Origin of the sequence: Psychrobacter glacincola (assembly GCF_965118485.1) — a bacterium.
Taxonomy (GTDB): Bacteria; Pseudomonadota; Gammaproteobacteria; order Pseudomonadales; family Moraxellaceae; genus Psychrobacter; species Psychrobacter glacincola_D.
In genome coordinates, this window is sequence record NZ_CBCPJH010000005.1 from 68,847 (window position 1) to 88,683 (window position 19,837).

Here is a 19,837-nt window from a genome sequence, read left to right on the forward strand (position 1 = left end):
AAAACCACGCTCAAAGGCGTGGTCAATTGTGTTGTTAGATTTTAAACGTCGATAATTAGGCAAGCATCAGCAACGACTCTTCTAAGCCCTTTTGCTTGAGCTTCGCCCCTGCACCGAACCATGCTGAATTAAGACGGTTATCGTTATTCATGGCACGACGCTCATGATCGACATACTCCGTAATGCTACACAGCAAGCCATAAGCAGTATCACGAGCGGCATCTAGATCGGCACCCCGTCCCTGACCATTAAACATCTGCATCACCTTATTCATCGCTTTTGCGTTTGGTACTGCGTCTTTCTCTTTCTTAGCGCTGTTAAACAAGATGATGTTATTGTCTTGATCATTAAACACACGGCTTAGATAATTTGCCGCTTCTGCTTGGGTAACACGGCGCTCAGACAACTGCTTCATCTCATAAGAGTGCTCATCCCACTGCTTCACCGACACGCCCAATTGCTGCTTCACTTTATCGGCATCAAAGGACGTAGAATGCGGAACCTTAACGACGCCTCCACTTCCATCAGCAAGGCTAATAGCAAGCGTGTTATTACACACCACACGTATCGATGTGAACTGTGCTGTGGTCGCTAGCGTGCCGTCACAAGCCGTTGCCAGTAAGAGGTAGCCATTACTGACATCTTTGCCCTTAAGCGTTGCTGACTGGCCTGTACGAGCCAATGCCCATAGCTTACGACCTCCCTTCAAGACGCCTGCGGTTTCCAATTCAAAGTCAGACTGCTCAGTGAGATCACGATAGAATTCTAGAATCTCACGCGGCTGAACTTCCTGATAACGCTGACTGACTACAGATAACGGCTCAAAGTTATCAGAGCGGTACAACACCTTCTGCTCAGCAAACGGCAAGATCAGGTTATGCCCTTTGTCATTGTTAGCCATGTAGCTAACATCTGATGATTCAATACGCCAATCAAGCCCTGCTTGCTTAGCCCAGACCTCTAACGGCTGCTTTGGTGACAGCTCGTTACCCAAGCCGTGCCAAGGGGTTTCGCCTACGTATGCCATTGATTCGATTAAATGTGCCATGAGAATATTCCTTTTATTGTTGAATAAATTAAGTGAGTGAATTGGTTGGTTAATTAATTAAAGCTACTAAAAACGTGAGTGCAGTTGCTACAGCGATACTGCTTGTTCGCAAGCATCGGTAAAGCGTTATTTGGTTGCGCAAGCTCGATAACCGCAGCTAAGGCAATACCTGCCACAGCACCGATCGCTGGATGAAACTTAAGGGTCTTACAGATACTGACGCCAAGACTGACTAGCATGGCAGGAGAGAACAGGCTTTCCATAAGTGTGTTATTAGCACCATCACTCAGCTCGTAGACGGCAGATGAGCGACAGCATGGACAGATGGGTTTCATAAGGGCTCCTATTTATTTTGGGCATAAAAAAGGCCTGCACGAGGCAGACCTGAATATGTTGGATTAGGCGCTTTATTAATTACTAATGCGCTATCTCATTACTGTAATATATATCTGAGATTACTTTGCTATCGCTCAACGTCTTTGTGCTTTGCTGAATGTTAAATACCACGCCCAAAGCTTTTTCTGCCAGACATCTTGGCTTTGAGACGCTGCTTATACTTTTCAGGTCTAACCAAATACATCGCTGTATACATAGCACTATCTACCTCTATAGGATTATCTTTGTGGATCATGCCAATGCCAAGTGTGCCCTTACGCTTATAGGATTGTTTGTGTTTGCTAGTATTACCATTGAAGTAAGTGCCCATACCATCTGTTATCTCAACCCAAAGTCTACCTACAGCGTCCCCTAAGAACCAGTCATTCTGACGCTTATCACCATTATAGATTAGTAATAAATGACAATGTAAACCACCCGTTTCAACCCCTTGTTCTATAGCCCAAGCATGACCCCTTAGATGTTCAAAACAGCCCCTCTTTCGTCCTACCTTATCATTGAAGTCATCCATAAAATCGTAAAAGGTTTTGATATTCACAAGATGCGCAAACTCTGCCTTTATTTTAATATCGACTCGAACTATTAACGCGCGTGCGTACTTGTTTAAGAAATAACTCATGTAGCGGTAAAGTGATCTGCTATTACGTCGTTCCTGATTAGCAAAGCTAACAATGTCAGTGGCAAATTCATATTGGTAAGAACGTAACGCGGTTACAAACCTTTCTGTATTTGCTCTATCCCAAATAAATTCATTCGGATAGTGATTGCCACAAACAAGGTAGCAACTACCCATAAACCAATTTATGGTATTGCAGTAGTCCAATTCATCATCAGAGAGCAATGCCATTGCCTCATAGTATATATTGAGCTGTTCACTAATGTGCTTAATACTGATTTGAGCATTGGGGCTCAGGATAGCATTTACGAGTGTATCGATTTGAGCAACGACGTAATCGTGGCTTAAAGATAGGGTAGTCATTTTATTCTGCCTAAGGTTATATGTTCATAGTCTTAGGCGATTAGGTATTTTATTACAGGAGTTCATCAATTATCTAAACAGTATGATGTATATCTATTAATAATATTAATAACCGGATTTACGGAATGGTGAATATTACTCTACAGCCCGGCTTTACCTTTTAAAAAACGCTGTCTTTGCACGATTAAGATAAATGGGGAGTTAAGTTTGATATTTACAAGTCGCCTTGTACTGCAAATTAGATAATGTTCACATCCGTATTCCTATCTGCCTAGCAGTTGCACTCAAATTACTATTGCTGTCGGAAATTTTTTTAACCGCTTCTACTTTGAGTTCTATGCTAGAGCTCTGTCTTTTTTAGTCATAGGAAATGTCTTATCCAGTCTTTAGTTTATCAAGCTTACTTATACGGGTCCTTCGTCATAGCTTATTTTGAGTTAGCGATGGGTGAGATGAGTGAACAAGTATTGAATATGAATTTTGATAGATCAGCTAGATAAACACCCAAAAGCATTCAAGATTATTTAATTACGATAATTTATTTTTGGATTATTTTGATATTATGCGTGATAATCTTCCTAATAGCTCTCTGCATATGTAGTTATAAGGAATATAGAAGTGAGTTTTCCACGTTTTTATTACGATTTTCCTGCATTTTTTTTCAATTTTAATTACGATTTTATTACTACTAAAATATGATAGATATCAAGGTTTCTATATGAATAATAATTTTAGCCTCATCGAAGAACTGTACGATAGTAGATACAAAGGGAATAAGCTTTGGGAGAATGTAATTAAAAAATTAACAATTAGACAAGCCTATGTTTTCTACTATTGCCTAATTATTAAAGATAGAAATGAGCTTGATAGATCTCTAGGAATATTCAGCTTACCAGATGAAAACATGATTCATAAATGTTTGATGGATGCTTTAATTAAGGAAAATGACAAGTGGTATTTAGCCCAAGTAATCGGAGATTATGCTCATGAAATAGTCATTAATGATAAGGAGATTTTATGGATTAGAGCTGAACTTCGAGCAGCATTATGGCTCGGTTGCTATATGGCAGATAATCAATTAGAGGATAAAGATATATATGCTAATTTTCTAAGAGCTACTTCCAGCGCTGAGTATATTGAACAACTGATCCAATTATTAGATATCCATGGATATGTTAGTAGGAAGGGCGTTACGTTAAGACTTAGGAATGATCTAGATGATAGATTAAAAGCCATTAGGGTTAACTCTAGATATTTGTTTAGATTAAGCAAGAATGATTATCTATCAATCAAGATTCCTGACTTTAAACTAAACTGGATAGACGAACTCTCTGAAAAAGAAATTGATACTGTTATTAGAAGGTTTATGGAAGAAGAGGTACTGATACTGAGTGAATTTTTTGTACCAAGTAATAAAAAAGACAAAATTGAACTAATTAAAGCTTCTTTAGATATGCAGGATTACAAAATTCAAAGGAAATCGTTGAATAGAAGGTCATCGTTTAAAGAAAGTTTAAGCATAGCTCCAGATATTGTAGAGACAGAATCTGATGATGTATCTAAACCCACTCAAAGGAAAGGTTTTACAGAACGTAGCGCTCAAGAAATAATTGATTTATTGAGGAAGGCATTTAACTCTAAAGATTATAGGAAATCGCAATCAACTGCAAAAGTTAGCCGTAGTTTTACTTTGAATAAAGAGTCGAACATTATTCTAATCGCTTTGTCCAAGAAGCTAGGAGCTACTCCCAAGAAAGTCATTGAGGCTCTAGTTAAAGGAGTTGATTTAGAAGATCAACATAGGATTTGTGAGATAGATAAGCTTATTAGTGGCAGAAGGGCTGCTAAAACACAGTTAGTACAAAAAAAGCCTAGTGAGTCAGAAGATCCTAGTACTGAGCTAGAGCCTATAGCTGAAACAGAAAAATTGGTTGACGAATCAAAATAAATTCAAAGCGAGATATATGATTAGAAGCTTCATTAAGAATAAGTAACTTACTGCTTAAGGTTGAACTTGCTGATGACTCGTGTCAGTAAGCATTTAATATAGGTCGCAGTTACACCGGATCTGCGATGGTCTCATTTATTAGACTTTACCAGCTAAGCGCTGTATATCCTCAGAACTTAGACCGCGATCTAATAAGACTTTTATTAAAGCATCATTCTCTAAGTTTGATAGCAATGCTTTAGGTGGCTGAGTAAAGGATTTTTCAATCTGCTGACGAGCTGCTTGGAAGTCCACAACTTCGCCTTTATCTCTAAGTAAGTCTAAAAAGTCTGCCCATACCTGCATTATCTTGCGACGCTCATCTAAGTGCTGAGCGTGGTTATATACGGCTCTAATGCTACTTTTCTTATCATGAGCCATTTGCTTCTCAATCGCATCACCCATATAGCCAAGCTCATTTAAGTTGGTAGATGCGATATGGCGGAAGCCGTGTCCTGTTTGTTTGCCACCGTAGCCAAGAATATCTAAAGCATTATTGATAAATTCTTCACTATAAGGCTTATGCATACCAGTATGGTAGAACACGTATTCATAGTGTCCTGTGATGGGCTTCATCTCTTTCAAAACTGCCAGCATTTGATCTGATAAAGGAACAACGTGCTTGCGCGCAATCTTAAGGTTATCAATATCGACACGCCATAGACGGTTAGGGAAGTCGATATGTTCCCATTTCATCATTCTGAGCTCGATAGTACGACAGAAAGAATATGCTAGAAACTTCATACCTAATCGAGTTTGATCGTGACCATGATAGCCTTCAATATCTTGTAAGAGCTTAGGTAGCTCACTAAGCTCAACGTGTTTCATGTGCTTAGTCTTGGCTTTTGGATATAGCTCTTTAAGCCCATCTGTATGATTTACCTCGATTAGGCGCTCTCTCATGGCTCTCCTAAGAATGTTTCCAACGAGATCAATAGTGCGTCTGGTTACTTCTCGTGGTGATGCCCCTTCATTATTAGTCCTGCTTTCAATGTCATCTGCCATTAATTTACAATCTTCAAATGTCATATCTTTTAAAGCAATGCCTTCAAAGCTAGGTATAACGTCTTTGTGCATTCGATTATAGTCCTGCTGATAGGTGCGAGGCGCTACATTGCGCTCACGCTCCTCCAACCATTCAAGCGCATAGTCGTTAAACATTTTTGCCTGTTCGTTGTCTAATTTTTCTTGACGCTTTTTATTTTTTGGGTTAATCCCTTTTGATATTAGAGCTTTAATGTTTGCGTTAGCAACTCTCGCTTCTGCTAAACTCATCTGTGGATATGTACCTAAAGTAGTATTTTTCTGCTTACCATCGAAGCGATATGCACTAATCCAGGTTTTTCTTCCAGAAGATCGTACCCATAGCTGCAACCCTTCTTGATCGCTATGTTTATCAGGGCGTGCGGCGGTACATTTTTCGCTAGGTTTAAGACTCCGAATTTTGACATCAGTAAGCATAGCCTGAATTCCTTATAGAAATTAAAGTAAGCCTTTACCGGAGCGTTGTTTGAGTTATCTGTTGGTATAATTAAATATAGAATTGTCAAACTGTTGGTATAGAAGGCCGTTTTCTAATTCTATACCAACGCTTATACCAACACAATCATTGGATGACATAGGGATATTTCGGAACACTTGGGAATTTAGAAGTAAGTTATAACAGGGCGGAAGCTTTACATATAAGGGTCTAGCAGGTTTTTAAGAGGGGTTTAGGCAGAGGATATAACTAAGATTGGCGGTGAAGGAGGGATTCGAACCCTCGATACGCTATTAACGTATACACACTTTCCAGGCGTGCGGTTTCAGCCACTCACCCACTTCACCGTTTTTTAATAACCAAGATTTTTGCAGGACTTATTATAGCGGATAGGATTTAAAATGTCACGGCTTGCGCAGCATCTTTCTTTATTAGGAGGCGCCTGCTACGATAGTACATACGTAATGATAGATATAGACGGTTGAAAGTCGCATGATAAGTTTTTTTAAAGATAAATTATTGGTTAAGAGTAAAATTATAGTGGCGATGTTCATTGTCGTAGTAGGATTATCGTCTGCACAGGCTGATGACCTAAGCCAATGTAGTCAATCATTTTATGGCGGCGTGTATCCTGAATTTAGCAATAAGAAGCTAAGTAACAATACCCAAGCACTCTGTATGGACGGTTTTGCCGTTATGTATTCTGGTATATCGCGTACGCCGCTGTGGTCAGCAGAACATCTGAATCGCAAGCGTTTGCAGCAAGCCAAGCAAATCGACCGTGAAGACAGCTTTCATGAAGAAAGCCGCTTACCACAGTCTATGCGCGCCAAGCTCTCGGACTATTCAGGCTCAGGTTATGACCGCGGACATTTAGCGCCTAATGGTGACATGGCAAATCGTAGTCAGCAATATGATAGTTTTAGCCTTGCCAATATCGCCCCGCAATCTCCGCGCAATAATCGCTATATCTGGCGCAACATTGAATCGGCGACCCGTTATTTAACACAGCAATACGGTGAGATCTATACCATTACAGGGGTGGCATTTACCGACAAAAAAGCCAAGCAGTTAGCAGGGCGCGTACTGGTGCCCAGTCATTTTTTTAAAGCCGTTTATATTCCAGCAAGTAATCAAGCAGGGGTATATTATGCGCCTAATGATGAATCTGAGCGTATAGAGATTATCAGTATTGATGAATTGACTGCTAAAATCGGTATCGACGTGCTGCCAGTACTTGATGCAAAAGCCAAAGGACAAGCCTTGGATCTACCGCTAAAAGCTGGCGAGGCTATTGATGTACCAGCAACAGATGTTGAAGAACCTACTTGGATGCTATTTGTGGTAGCAATTTTTGAATGGGTCATGGCACAATTACAAACATAAGTCTTTCAATTATTGCTGAAGCTATGTGGTTCTGATACATCCTGTAATATGCTATTTATGAAAAAAGGAGGATTATATGATTGATCCATTTGCGAATAATCACCAAAGTATGCAGATTGGTGAGCTGGTTATTGAAAATCAAGAAGATAAAATTATTATTTATGGCGACATTAATCTGGTTTTAAATGATGCTGGATATGAGCAGGCAAAGCAGCTATACGAACTTAGTAGTAAGATTTTAGCGGCGTTTGAAAGCAAAATCCCTTATAGTAAGGATGATGCTAAGTCAAAAGAAAAAGATGACCAAGCGGGCGAAATGATAGACAATCCTTTCCTGTAACTTATTGATATAGTTTTGATTTTATAGAAATAATAAACTATAAAAAAACTACTAGGCAAATGCTTAAAATTGCTTATAATGGGTCAAGACAAGGCTTATTCTGTCCATATTTTTTAGGAAAGGTGAGTTGGTTACCTTAGTATTTACTGTACTAATAAGTAAAAACTAATATATAGTACCACTTAGCCGTAATAAAAAATTGTTGGCAAAGGATAAGCTTAGGACATCAGAAACATATTGTTTCTAGTAATCATTGATTGAAGGGAGTCTATTTATGAAACTATTCGCAAAAACTACATTAGCAGTTGTTGGTATCAGTTTAGCAAGCATGGCATTTGCCGCTGATCCGTTAGCCAATACTACTTGGCAGACTTATGACGAAGGCAAGCCAAAAGGCGTGGTGAAAATCACTGAGTCGAATGGCGTGCTAACGGGTAAGCTTATCAGTACTGTGTCAGAAAAAGGTCAAAAGCACGTTGGTATGACGATTATCTCAGGCTTAAAAGCTGATGGTAATGGTAAATACAGTGGTGGTAAAATTACTGACCCTGAAAAAAACAAAACTTATAAGCTTACTGCTAACTTAAGCGGCAGCACCTTGGATCTAAAAGGTCACTTAGGGCCATTCTCGCGTAGCCAAACGTGGAAAAAGAAATAAGTCTAAGTTAATGGCTGAATTAATGTACGTCTCTTAATTAAGCTGAGTTTTAATTAATAGTAAAAAATCCCGCAACGCCGAAAGGTGTTGCGGGATTTTTAGTTGTGACTTTTGCTGTATTTGAAATAACTTTAAGCTACTAATTACATAGTCATTGCCAAATAAGCAAGCTATAAGAGACATATTAACTTTGCTAGGATAAATGTTAGTCGCTTCCTTTAAGTGCTCTGCTCTAGAGGCTTCAAAGATTTATCCCAGCAGCACTGTATCTTTTTAAAGTTTATTCGCTATCAGCTATCTTATAAATTCTGGATAGGCTTCCATGCCGCATTCGGCAATATCAGCACCTTGATATTCTTCTTCCTCAGAGATACGCAGACCCATGACAAATTTGATCGTACTCCAAACGATTAAACTACTTACAAATACCCATGCAAAAATAGTTGCAGCACCGGCTAGTTGACCAATCAAGGACGCTGCCGGATTGGTCAGCGGCACAATTAAGAGACCAAATAAGCCCACCACACCATGGACAGAAATCGCGCCTACAGGATCGTCGATTTTTATTTTGTCTAAGAGTAGAATCGATAAGACAACGATCACCCCTGCGCTCATACCAAATAGAGTAGCCTGTAGCGCTGAGGGCGTTAAAGGTTCTGCAGTAATGGCGACCAGTCCTGCTAATGCACCGTTTAAGAGCATAGTTAAATCTGCCTTGCCAAAGATAAGCCGTGCGATGAGTAAGGCACCAATCGCTCCACCAGCAGCGGCAGCATTGGTATTCAAGAACACGATGGCGACGGAATTGGCGCTACTGATATCGGCAAGCTTCAACACTGAACCACCATTAAAGCCAAACCAGCCCATCCATAATATTAAGGTGCCAAGTGCTGCCAGTGGTAAGTTTGCCCCAGGAATAGCACGTATCTCACCTTTAGCACCATATTTCCCAAGGCGCGGCCCTAAAAGTAGTACCCCTGATAAGGCAGCAGTAGCCCCTGCCAGATGGACGATACCAGAGCCAGCAAAATCAGAGAACCCCAAGTCGCCCAAACTATATAAACCAAAAACTTCTTTGCCACCCCACGTCCAGCTGCCTTCTAACGGATAAATAGCCCCTGTCATCACCGCAGCAAACAGTAAGAATGACCATAGTTTCATACGCTCAGCGACCGCACCCGAGACGATAGACATACAGGTGGCAACAAACACTACTTGGAAGAAAAAGTCAGATGCACGGGAGTACACAGCATTGCCGCCAAAGCCATTTTTAACTGACGTAGCTAACGCGTCAGTGACTAAGCTTTCGCTACCTGCAATACCAGTCAAAAATAGATTGCCGTCATACATGATGGCATAACCGCATATCATATACATGGTACAGGCAGTCGCAAAGAGTGCGATATTTTTGGTTAGGATTTCGACCGTATTTTTTGAGCGTACCAATCCTGCTTCTAACATCGTGAAACCCGCTGCCATCCACATGACAAGCGCACCACACATTAAAAAGTAAAAGGTATCTAGCGCGTACTGGAGTTCAAAGATTTGGTTTTGCATGTTAATTCCCCTTGAATATATGCAATACAGAAATCGAGATGACCTATAAATCGACGTTTATAGGTGAGTCTTGCGCTTAGATAGCGTCAGGACCTGTCTCACCCGTACGAATACGAATGACTTGCTCAAGATTGGTCACAAATATTTTGCCGTCACCAATTTTACCGGTACTAGCGATGCGTGTAATGGCTTCGATAGCAGGCTCAACCATCTCATCCATCACCGCCACTTCCACTTTTACTTTAGGCAAAAAATCCACCACATACTCAGCGCCGCGATAGAGCTCGGTATGACCTTTTTGGCGACCGAAACCCTTGACTTCAGTGACGGTAACACCTTTAACGCCGATGTCAGAAAGCGCTTCACGCACATCATCGAGCTTAAATGGTTTTAAGATCGCAGTGATTAGCTTCATAAAAAAATCCTTATTTGGGTGATGTCGCAGGTCAATAGCTGCCATTTAATGCAACATATCATTGTCATGCTTACACTAAGTGATTCAAGAATTGTGCCAAATCTACTCAAGGGGGAAGGTAGAATAGGGCATATTTACTCAAGAACCATCAAAATGATGACAAAAATATGGCTTATACAGCGACGATAAACAGCCTATCAATCGGTATAAAAAAGCAGATTAACCTTTAACGTTACATGAACGAGAACTTTATTATAACCAACTTTATAGGGGCTTGGGGCGGCTATGCCTGTATTTCCTGTGATGATTTGCTAAAAAACACTAGGATATAAAGACTGATGAGAAAGAAAAAGGCTAAATACTTATGGATATGAAGATTGATACTTCTATCGGTAATAATTTAGCCTTAACGTGAAAGAGATTGGACGAAAAATTTGTCCTTAGGCCTTTGGGAACAGGAGATATGGAGTCGTCGTGCTATTCAGCAGTTTTTTAGTATCACTACCTTTTAACAGCTCAATCAAACGCGGCTGCGCAAAGGCACCCGTCATCAGCAGACCGATATTATTATCGCGTTGGTAGTAGGTTAGAGCTGCCGTGATATCGCGGCTGTCGAGTAAGGTTTTTTTGCATTTAATACCGGCTTGTTTCAAGCGCGCATAGGCTTCACGTAATGCATCGCAATTTTCAGAGGTTTCTTTATCGACCATGACAATATGAATCATCAATGCGCGCACTAAAGGTGTTTTACATAACCAATTGAGCATTTTATGTGCAGTAGGGCTATTGTCAAAGGCAAATAATGCACTAGTAGGGGGCAGAAATGGTGCATGAGTCACCAAAATAGGGCAGAGGCTTGAGCGAACAAGTTGAGTTAAAGTTACTTTAGTAGTGACATGATGACCAATCACAATTAATTGGGCTTGATTATCGACATAGTCAATGCTCGCATCGAGATTTTCATGCCTATGTAGCGTATAAGTTTTCAGTTTATGGTGCTGCTGTTGGCAATAACTGCTGGCTTGATGCAGCAACAGCTTACCTTGCGCTTTTAATTCACAATTACTCAAGTGTTCTTTTGCCGTGAATTGATCGAGTAAGGTATTTTCATCATCAATATTCAGGCAGCCTGAATAATTAACGGCTGCTTTTTGTTGTAAGCTTGGTACTGAATAGAGTAATCCTATCGGGGATTGTAGGCGTATGGACGCCCACATACTGGCTTCCAATACAGCTTGTACATGGTTTGGGCAGTCTAAGCAGGCAATCACACTATCTGGCTTCAAATTACTCATAGAGGCATCACATCATTTCAATAACTAAAATGCAAGCTGGGCGGTCGAGATAGTACTCTCAACCGCCCAACTTGATTTTATATACCAATATCATTACTGATCAATAAACAAGGCGTTTATATCAGCTTGATAACACATACTGTTTTAATCTAATAAGCCAATGTCTCGGCGATCATGAACAGAAAAACGATCAATAAGGGTGCGGCTGGCACTATTGAGTCCCACAACTTTTACTTCAATACCTTCGCGCTTTAAGCGTATAACCAACTTATCCAAGGTATCCACTGCACTGACATCCCAAAAATGGGCTTGGCTAACATCAATATGGACGTTATCTAACGCTTCTTTGGTATCAAAGCTTTGTAAAAATTGTGTGGTGGAAGCAAAGAAAACTTGGCCTTGCACGTAGTAGTAACGGGTATTGTTGTCGTCGTCATACTCGCTGAATACGGTTAAGAACTGTCCGATTTTATTGGCAAAAGCTAAGGCAGATAATAGAACACCAACACCAACACCATAAGCTAGGTTATGAGTAAAGACGGTGGTCAAAACCGTCGCTAGCATAACAATATTAAAAGAAATCGGGTGGGTCTTAAATTCACGAATAGACTGCCAGTTAAAGGTGCCGATAGAGACCATAATCATCACGGCTACCAGCGCTGCCATCGGTATCAAACTCACCCAATCGCTCAAGAATACCACCATAATAAGTAGTACCACACCAGCGATCAGCGTTGATAAACGTGTACGACCGCCTGATTTGACGTTAATCATGGACTGTCCAATCATCGCACAGCCCGCCATACCGCCGAAGCATCCTGAGACCACGTTAGCGATGCCTTGGCCACGGCATTCACGGTTTTTATCGCTTGGCGTATCGGTCAGCTCATCGACAATGGTTGCTGTCATCATAGATTCTAGTAAGCCTACGATCGCAAGCGCGATCGAATAAGGCGCGATGATAAGCAAAGTATCTAGGTTCAATGGAATGTCAGGCAGCAAAAACATCGGTAATGAATCTGGTAAGTCGCCCATACTACCAACGTTACGAATATCAAGATTCATATACATGGCAACCGCAGTCAACCCCACAATACAAACCAGTGGCGATGGAATCACGCGGCCGATTTTAGGAATGAGGGGAAACAAATAAATAATCGCCAAACCTGTGGCAGTCATTATATAAACGGTCATACCAACGCGTTCAGTGGCGGGGTTCAACTCAGGCAGCTGGGCGGCAAATATCAAAATTGCCAGCGCATTAACAAAGCCAATGACCACTGAGCGCGATACAAAACGCATCAGATTGCCGAGTTTTAAGATGCCCATAATAATTTGAATACCACCACACAATAAGGTGGCAGCAAGCAAGTATTGCAGCCCATGCTCAGCAACCAAATCAACCATGACCAGTGCCATGGCTCCAGTGGCTGCCGAAATCATACCGGGACGTCCACCAACAAAACTGATGACTACTGCGATACAAAATGAGGCATATAAACCAACTTTTGGATCGACACCGGCGATAATAGAAAAGGCAATGGCTTCTGGAATCAAGGCCAGTGCAACGACCAGACCTGACAAGGTATCGCCGCGAATATTGGAAAACCACTCTTCACGTAAACTGCCAAAAAAAGATGTCATAAGTAAACTGCATAGGGTTGAAGACAAAAAAGCAATCATTATTCAGCGAATGATTGCATTGTGATGAACATCACTGGAATGATAAATCTGTGTCCGCAATCGTGATCTGCGGTAGAAGAAGACAAATAAGTTGTCAGAAAAATTACAACAACATAAATGATAAAAAATAAAGGAGCGTTTGCCTGTCATGTTACTAGTATCATATAAAGCACTGCTAATGCATGGCGACAGCCGCACGATAAGTAGGACAACATGCTACACTAAAATGCTAGGTTAATTTATAGTCGACATAGCGGCTCTTGCTAAGCTCGCTATTATAGCATTAGCTACTCAATATAAAAATAGCCGTATCATCGTATAAAGTATTGAAAAATTAGTACCGAAATGTGCTTGATACCGTTATGATGCTATTCATTTGAAGCATATTTTGAAGACGATAGATTTAGTATATTTATTGCCTGTTTTCTTGATAACATTTTGCTCGTTTATTTGTTCGTTCAATAAAAGGAAAAGTCATGACCGCTAGCACCGCAACAGCCACCTTACTTCATAAAGGCAGTGGCTTACAAGTTGTCGTCGGTTTGGGACAGTCGGGGTTATCGGTAGCGCATTATTTGACCGAACAAGGCTACCAAGTCGCCATCACTGACAATCAAGAAAATCCTACGTTAGCAAACAAGCTGCCTGCGAGTATCGAGATTAGACAGTTTGGTGCGATTGATGCTGAGTTATTGCAACAAGCAGCCCGTATTATTATCAGCCCCGGTATTTCTTTGGACAATCCAGCCATTGCTGCGGCACGGGCGGCAAATATTCCAGTCGTCAGCGATATTCAGCTGTTCTGCGAAGCGTGTACGGTGCCAATCGTTGCCATTACAGGCTCAAATGCTAAAAGCACCGTCACGACACTGGTTGGACATATGGCAGCAGATGCTGGTATTAATGTTGGCGTAGGCGGTAATATCGGCGTGCCAGCACTAAGCCTTTTAAGTAATAAAGAGATGGAGCTAGCGGTTATAGAATTGTCTAGTTTTCAGTTAGAAACGGTCACCAATTTAGGCGCGCAGGTCGCAACAGTCCTCAATATGTCGCCTGATCATTTAGACCGTCATGGCGATATGCTCGGCTATCACCAAGCCAAGCACCGTATCTTTCAAGGTGCTAAATCGGTGGTGATTAATCGTGAAGATGCGTTGACTCGTCCACTTGTGCCAGATAGCGTACCGCGACTGAGTACCGGTATTCATGCCCCTAATAAAGATCAGTATGGGCTTATAACGGATACCGCCGGACAGACGTATTTGGCGCGTGGCACAGAGCGTTTATTATCGGCAGATAAACTCAAGATTAAAGGACGTCATAACTTGCTTAATGCTCAAGCAGCACTGGCACTGGGTGAGCTTGCTGGTTTGCCGCTTGATAGTATGCTAAACACTTTGCAGCAGTTTGCAGGTCTGGAGCATCGCTGCCAATACGTCGCTACTGTCGCTGGCATTGACTACTTTAACGACTCTAAAGGCACCAATATTGGCTCAACAATGGCAGCTGTTGAAGGCTTAGGAGCAGTTTATGCGCCAAAAGACGGTAAGCTATTATTAATATTAGGCGGCCAAGGTAAAGGTCAGCAGTTCGGTGAGCTTTCCCCTTTTATCAATCAGTATGTCAGCCAAGTGCTGTTTATCGGTGAAGACAGTCAGCAGATTGAGCAGCATTTAAGAGCCGCTGGTCTTAGTGATGAGGTTAGCTTGCATCAATGTCAGACCTTAGACAATGCTTTTGTGACGATTGAGCAAGTAACAGCAAGTAGCTTATCGCAAGTGCAAGCGGTATTATTGTCACCTGCTTGTGCCAGCTTCGATCAGTTTAGCGGCTTTGTGGCTCGCGGCGAGCATTTTAGTCAGCTCGTCAAGCAATTAGATGCTGAGTCTCAATAGGTGTTTTTGGAAAATACTGATTTGACAGATAATGAGTTATAAAGCGCCTTGTTACAAGATTATGTGACCTACGCTTTATAATCGTAAACGGCAAGCGTTTTCTGGATAAATGATTGTTTTGCCTATAAATTACTGCTACTGTCAAAGCAAGGTCTGTCTCATCAAATCTATTTTTTAATTTTTAAACGGTGGCGTTGCATAAACGCCGTGTTTTTCGTTTGTTAGTGTATCTAAAACTATGGCGCTCTCTTCTCTTTTTCGTTCTTCTGCTCAACCTCGTCAATCTAACGGCTCAGATGGTATTCTGTCTATGCCATCTGCGCGGGCGATTTTATTATCGAGCGTTGGCTGTATGTTGGTTCTCAGCCTATTGATGGTGGCTTCAGCGTCGATTCCTTTTGCGCTTAGCCGCGGTTTAACAGAGCTGAAGTTCTTTTATAATCAGCTTTTATACATGGGCATTGGACTGGCTATTGCAGCGGTTTCTTATCATTTGGTGTCATTAAAAAGATTATATAGAACTGAAACCCAGTTTATGCTGTTGGCTATTACGGGGCTATTATTGGTTGCGACTTTATTTAGTACGCCTATTAATGGCTCTAAACGTTGGTTAACCTTAGCGAGCTTTAACTTCCAAGTCGCCGAGCTTGCAAAGCTGGTGATGATTATATTTGTCTCAGATTTTGTCGTACGGCGCTCATTTGAAGTGCGTAATGGTTGGGATGGCTTTTTGAGAATTGCTCTGGTTGTTGGATTAATGACCGTCCTTTTATTAGCCCAGCCAGATTTCGGTTCTTTTGTGGTTATTCTTGGTACTGTGTTTGCCATTTTTTATATTGCTGGCGCACCTTATAAGCAGTTCATTGCCTTAGGTGCCGTTGCTGTTGGTGGCGCGGTATTAATGGTTGCAACGGTACAGTATAGGTTGGTACGGGTAATGTCATTTTTAGACCCGTTTGATGATGTTCAAGATACCGATTATCAGCTAGCACGTAGTTTAATCGCCTTTGGTCGAGGACAGTTTAGCGGTGTTGGTTATGGTGAAAGTGTGCAAAAGCTATCGCATTTACCAGAGGCACATACTGATTTTTTATTGGCTATTACCGGTGAGGAATTAGGTTTCGTTGGAGTCACCATGATTCTGATACTCGAGGCGCTGATTATCGGTAGTGCCATGCGTATCAGTTATAACGCGCTCAAACGTCGGCAGATGCGCATGAGCTATACCGCTTTTGGTATCGCTGTAGTGTTTATTGCCCAGACGATTATTAATGCGGCGATGAATATGGGGGCGATTCCGACTAAAGGTTTGACGATGCCGTTCTTTAGTTATGGCGGTTCATCGATGTTGATTAGCCTTGTGATGGTGGCAGTGTTACTGAAAATTTATAAAGAAAGTTCTGAGATTGAAAAAAGCCAGTGTCGTTATTATTAAGGGGTTTTTATTCAGTCGTTTTTATTTAGGAAGGCGTCGCTAATTGCGGCGCTTTTTTATTATGCGGTTTTATTATGGAGTAGGCATATTTAAAGACTGCTTACCTTGCAATGGCGTGTTATCCCATTGGGCAATGGCTTGATTTAGCATACGATCCGGTGTGTCATGCTCAACTGGTTGCTGCTGTAATAGTTGTAAGGCATACGCAAGTAATTTACTTGGATTGCGAGTATCGATAGGCTGAGCAAGGTTTTGTTTAGAGAGCTTCTGACCATCAGGATGACATATCAACGGTAGATGATACCAATGATTTATCGTTGGTAATTGCGCCGCTTGCATGATGCCTATTTGGGCAGTAGTCATCGGTAAAATATCCAAACCGCGCATGATATGAGTCACTTTTTGCAGCCCATCATCGAGACTTGCTGCCAAAACATAATTAATCATACCGTCTTGACGCCGAATAACCATATCGCCTAAAGTTTGCTGCGGATTATCCCATTGTATTCCCTGTATTCCGTCGTTAAAGCCGGTACAGTAATCTGGCAGCTGTATACGCAGCTTATGCTGCTCAGGATTTAAGTTTTCATTGACGCAAAAACGTGGATAGCGCTGTCGATTAGGTTGTAGATAGTTGTCTACATATTTATCGTTATCAGCTTGCACATCAGCAATGAATAAATCTTCATTAATAGGTGTTTCTTGCTGTGTCCAATAGTGCTCCAAGCGCTTGCGTGAGCATTGACAGCCATAAGTCAGAGGACGCAGCACTGACGAGATGTAATCATTGTAAATATCGATACGCTCAGACTGAAAAATAACATCGTCATCCCAGTTTAGCCCAAGCGCCTCTAAATCTATCAAGATCTGCTCTGTGAATTGCTTATCGCAGCGTTCAGTATCAGTATCTTCGATACGTAATAGCCATTTGCCACCAATAGATTTGATATGACAAAAGCTGGCAAGCGCTGTCGTGAGTGAGCCAAGATGGAGCTCACCGGTAGGCGAAGGCGCAAAACGACCGATAGGTTGGGGTGGATTCTGAGTGGTTAACATAAGTTATTCTGATATAGAGAATTTTATAAAATAGCTGGTTATTGTAAAATAACCAAAGAAATATAGAGAATAAACGAGCCAAGCATAAAAAGATATTTAACAAAGCCAGCTATTTTGTTGGTAACTCGTTATTAAAATAAAGCGCATCCAAAAAATGCAACGAGCGACCAATATATGGTCGCTCGTGTTTAATTTAAGGTAATAGATTTCTATTTTTAATTATCTACAACTAAGCTAAGCACCTTGGTTTTGGCGCTCTTTAATTTCAGATAAGGTTTTGCAGTCGATGCACTGAGTCGCCGTTGGACGTGCTTCAAGACGACGCAGACCAATCTCAACACCGCACGTTTCGCAAAAACCATAATCGTCATTTTCAATCTCTGAAATAGACTTATCAATTTTGCGGATAAGCTTACGTTCACGATCACGTGTACGTAACGTTAGGGCGAACTCTTCTTCTTGAGTGGCGCGGTCATTGATGTCTGGCATCGCGCTCGACTCGTCTTGGATATAAGTCTTGGTACGATCAGCTTCGCCAATAAGCTCATGTTTCCAGTCTAATAAAATCGCCTTAAAGTGTTCTAACTGCTCATTAGACATATACTCTTCGTCTTTGGCAGCTTCATAAGGCTTGAACTTAACATCACTCGGATTCGTGGTTAGGGTGCTCATATGGGTATCCTACTTTTCCAAATTAATTCAATAAAACGCCCTGTCAAAAGACCAGACGTTATCAATTTACCAAACGCTATAAATTTTCCCTTTATAAAACGTTTTACCACTTACTAACACAGCTGATCTGATTAAGATGGTTGTCTCAATACGCCGATATCGACATATCAATGCTCAAGTATATTGTCATAAATATTTTTATTTAAATGGTCGTACCCTAAATAAATTAACAAATCGCACACTATGAAAACTTAGATTGGGTCGATGCAGCCATCTTAGCTATTATAATATTATTTAATGACATATTAATTACGCGTCTTTTATACCGCTATTCATCCTTTATCATGCGCTATTTAAACCTTGAAACCAGCGCATTTACAATAAAAAGGCAATTATCTATCATGCTACAAACCTGTACTTTGCCAGCCATTTTATAATGGATCAAGCAAAATTAGCAGGCATATCATAGACAGAGAGCATAGCTCTATTATAGCCAAACGAGTAATTAATTCTAGTCAATAAAACTGGTGGTCAAGTATCTAGTCTTTCAACCCAGCTTGCAACCTTTCCATTGTTGGCTAATTGCAACCAACGATAGCCTGGACGCGCCTGCTTATCATAGGCAAAATCGTCTTCAAATGGCTTAAACTGATAGCAGGTAGAAGGCGTGCTATAAACAGTTACTCCTTGATGATGACGCATTTGTTCTTGGTGGGTATGCCCGTTGGTAATCACCTTCAGCTGCTTAAAAGGAGCAATATGCTGCCAAAATTGCTTTGCATTTTCTGCCATATGGCTGTCAATCCATTCAGAATCTACAGGTAATACATGATGATGGAGCGCAATGAGCGCTGGTTTCGTACAAGCAGCTAGCTGCTTACATACCCAATCAATGTCGGTCGCGTTAACCTTGCCCTCAACCTTACCCGTAATTGATGAGTCGAGTAAAAGTAGCTGCCAATACTCAGACTCTATCAGATGGCGGTTCAGCAAACGTGGATCAGCAGCCCTTGCAATCAAAGTACGTTGGTAAAAAGGTAAGTCTTCACCCATCTCATCGGTCACGTCATGATTGCCTGCAATACAAGCAAAAGGAATGCCGGTTTTCTCTAACACTGTAAAAATATGATCATAGATAGTAGGGTCCACTTTATTGACTAAGTCGCCTGTTACGATAATCAAATCACAGCGTATCTCTTTGCTGAGTGCTTGTTTGATAATTGCCTCAAAGCTATATTGGCAAAATGCTACTTCGCTACTAATGTCATCAGCAGAAGCAGGTAGATGGGATGATAAATGCAAATCAGTGATTTGTAATACATTAACCTGTCCGTCTGGGGTGCTGACGGTACTGACAGGATAGCTTGGCATTGAATTTTGTCCCTTAATGCAGCAAAAACTGAATATTTTTCAGATATTTATATAGTTTAATATCTGATAATAGCTGAACAATTATGGCCCATCTGGCATTTTATTTTGGTTTTTATAAGTTTCTTTTAAACTGAAAAAAAGATATTTTCACTTTTACCTCAAGCGCCTTTATATACGGCTAATA

General features: G+C 41.0%; 17 protein-coding genes and 1 tRNA gene. 6 read left to right on the plus strand and 12 right to left on the minus strand.

Annotated elements, in window-relative coordinates; translation table 11 throughout:
* Positions 1–55: 55 nt before the first annotated feature.
* The 3 genes from ACMHKH_RS02570 to ACMHKH_RS02580 all read right to left on the minus strand — a co-directional run bounded on the left by ACMHKH_RS02570 (position 56) and on the right by ACMHKH_RS02580 (position 2,423).
* Positions 56–1,048, minus strand: coding sequence for a DUF932 domain-containing protein (locus tag ACMHKH_RS02570; RefSeq protein ID WP_149490788.1), 993 nt, complete (start codon positions 1,046–1,048; stop codon positions 56–58).
* A gap of 53 nt (positions 1,049–1,101) precedes the next feature.
* A complete protein-coding gene (locus ACMHKH_RS02575) occupies positions 1,102–1,383 on the minus strand; it encodes a hypothetical protein (protein ID WP_413519114.1) in 282 nt (93 codons plus the stop codon).
* Between the two features lie 161 nt (positions 1,384–1,544).
* Positions 1,545–2,423 carry an inovirus-type Gp2 protein gene (locus tag ACMHKH_RS02580; protein ID WP_413519115.1) on the minus strand — a complete coding sequence of 293 codons (879 nt, stop codon included), beginning with the start codon at positions 2,421–2,423 and terminating at the stop codon, positions 1,545–1,547.
* 718 nt (positions 2,424–3,141) lie between these two features.
* On the opposite strand from ACMHKH_RS02580, the gene ACMHKH_RS02585 reads away from it, so the two are divergent.
* Entirely contained in the window at positions 3,142–4,371 is a 1,230-nt protein-coding gene (locus ACMHKH_RS02585; protein ID WP_413519116.1) for a hypothetical protein, read from the plus strand.
* Positions 4,372–4,509: 138 nt separating this feature from the next.
* Here ACMHKH_RS02585 and ACMHKH_RS02590 read toward each other — a convergent pair whose 3' ends face one another.
* Both ACMHKH_RS02590 and ACMHKH_RS02595 read right to left on the minus strand, forming a co-directional pair.
* Positions 4,510–5,871, minus strand: a complete 1,362-nt coding sequence (locus ACMHKH_RS02590; RefSeq protein WP_413519117.1) for a tyrosine-type recombinase/integrase — start codon at positions 5,869–5,871, stop codon at positions 4,510–4,512.
* A 275-nt stretch (positions 5,872–6,146) separates the two neighbouring features.
* Positions 6,147–6,237, minus strand: a tRNA-Ser gene (locus tag ACMHKH_RS02595).
* 145 nt (positions 6,238–6,382) lie between these two features.
* On the opposite strand from ACMHKH_RS02595, the gene ACMHKH_RS02600 reads away from it, so the two are divergent.
* From ACMHKH_RS02600 to ACMHKH_RS02610, 3 genes are all read left to right on the plus strand, one after another.
* Positions 6,383–7,276 carry a DNA/RNA non-specific endonuclease gene (locus ACMHKH_RS02600; RefSeq protein WP_413519118.1) on the plus strand — a complete coding sequence of 298 codons (894 nt, stop codon included), beginning with the start codon at positions 6,383–6,385 and terminating at the stop codon, positions 7,274–7,276.
* A gap of 76 nt (positions 7,277–7,352) precedes the next feature.
* Positions 7,353–7,616: a hypothetical protein gene (locus ACMHKH_RS02605; protein WP_413519119.1), complete on the plus strand. Its 264-nt coding sequence runs from the start codon at positions 7,353–7,355 to the stop codon at positions 7,614–7,616.
* Between the two features lie 274 nt (positions 7,617–7,890).
* Complete coding sequence (locus ACMHKH_RS02610) at positions 7,891–8,274, plus strand: DUF2147 domain-containing protein (protein ID WP_413519120.1); 384 nt, start codon at positions 7,891–7,893, stop codon at positions 8,272–8,274.
* Positions 8,275–8,568: 294 nt separating this feature from the next.
* On the opposite strand, the gene ACMHKH_RS02615 is transcribed toward ACMHKH_RS02610, so the two are convergent.
* From ACMHKH_RS02615 to ACMHKH_RS02630, 4 genes are all read right to left on the minus strand, one after another.
* Positions 8,569–9,831: an ammonium transporter gene (locus tag ACMHKH_RS02615; protein WP_413519121.1), complete on the minus strand. Its 1,263-nt coding sequence runs from the start codon at positions 9,829–9,831 to the stop codon at positions 8,569–8,571.
* A gap of 76 nt (positions 9,832–9,907) precedes the next feature.
* Positions 9,908–10,246 (minus strand): P-II family nitrogen regulator, encoded by a 339-nt coding sequence (locus tag ACMHKH_RS02620; RefSeq protein ID WP_011514651.1) that lies wholly within the window; start codon positions 10,244–10,246, stop codon positions 9,908–9,910.
* A gap of 440 nt (positions 10,247–10,686) precedes the next feature.
* Entirely contained in the window at positions 10,687–11,541 is an 855-nt protein-coding gene (locus tag ACMHKH_RS02625) for a universal stress protein (protein ID WP_413519122.1), read from the minus strand.
* Between the two features lie 144 nt (positions 11,542–11,685).
* On the minus strand, positions 11,686–13,185 hold the full coding sequence (locus ACMHKH_RS02630; protein WP_413519123.1) for a SulP family inorganic anion transporter: 1,500 nt from the start codon (positions 13,183–13,185) through the stop codon (positions 11,686–11,688).
* Between the two features lie 515 nt (positions 13,186–13,700).
* Here ACMHKH_RS02630 and murD point away from each other — a divergent pair.
* Together murD and ACMHKH_RS02640 are read left to right on the plus strand one after the other, a co-directional pair.
* The gene (murD, locus tag ACMHKH_RS02635; protein ID WP_413519124.1) at positions 13,701–15,119 is read left to right on the plus strand and encodes a UDP-N-acetylmuramoyl-L-alanine--D-glutamate ligase; all 1,419 of its coding nucleotides are present in this window, start codon (positions 13,701–13,703) and stop codon (positions 15,117–15,119) included.
* Positions 15,120–15,357: 238 nt separating this feature from the next.
* The gene (locus ACMHKH_RS02640) at positions 15,358–16,554 is read left to right on the plus strand and encodes an FtsW/RodA/SpoVE family cell cycle protein (RefSeq protein WP_413519125.1); all 1,197 of its coding nucleotides are present in this window, start codon (positions 15,358–15,360) and stop codon (positions 16,552–16,554) included.
* 72 nt (positions 16,555–16,626) lie between these two features.
* Here ACMHKH_RS02640 and gluQRS read toward each other — a convergent pair whose 3' ends face one another.
* From gluQRS to ACMHKH_RS02655, 3 genes are all read right to left on the minus strand, one after another.
* Entirely contained in the window at positions 16,627–17,610 is a 984-nt protein-coding gene (gene gluQRS / locus ACMHKH_RS02645; protein ID WP_413519126.1) for a tRNA glutamyl-Q(34) synthetase GluQRS, read from the minus strand.
* Positions 17,611–17,844: 234 nt separating this feature from the next.
* Positions 17,845–18,282, minus strand: coding sequence for an RNA polymerase-binding protein DksA (dksA, locus tag ACMHKH_RS02650; RefSeq protein ID WP_413519127.1), 438 nt, complete (start codon positions 18,280–18,282; stop codon positions 17,845–17,847).
* A 531-nt stretch (positions 18,283–18,813) separates the two neighbouring features.
* Complete coding sequence (locus ACMHKH_RS02655; protein WP_413519128.1) at positions 18,814–19,653, minus strand: metallophosphoesterase; 840 nt, start codon at positions 19,651–19,653, stop codon at positions 18,814–18,816.
* Between the last annotated feature and the right edge of the window lie 184 nt (positions 19,654–19,837).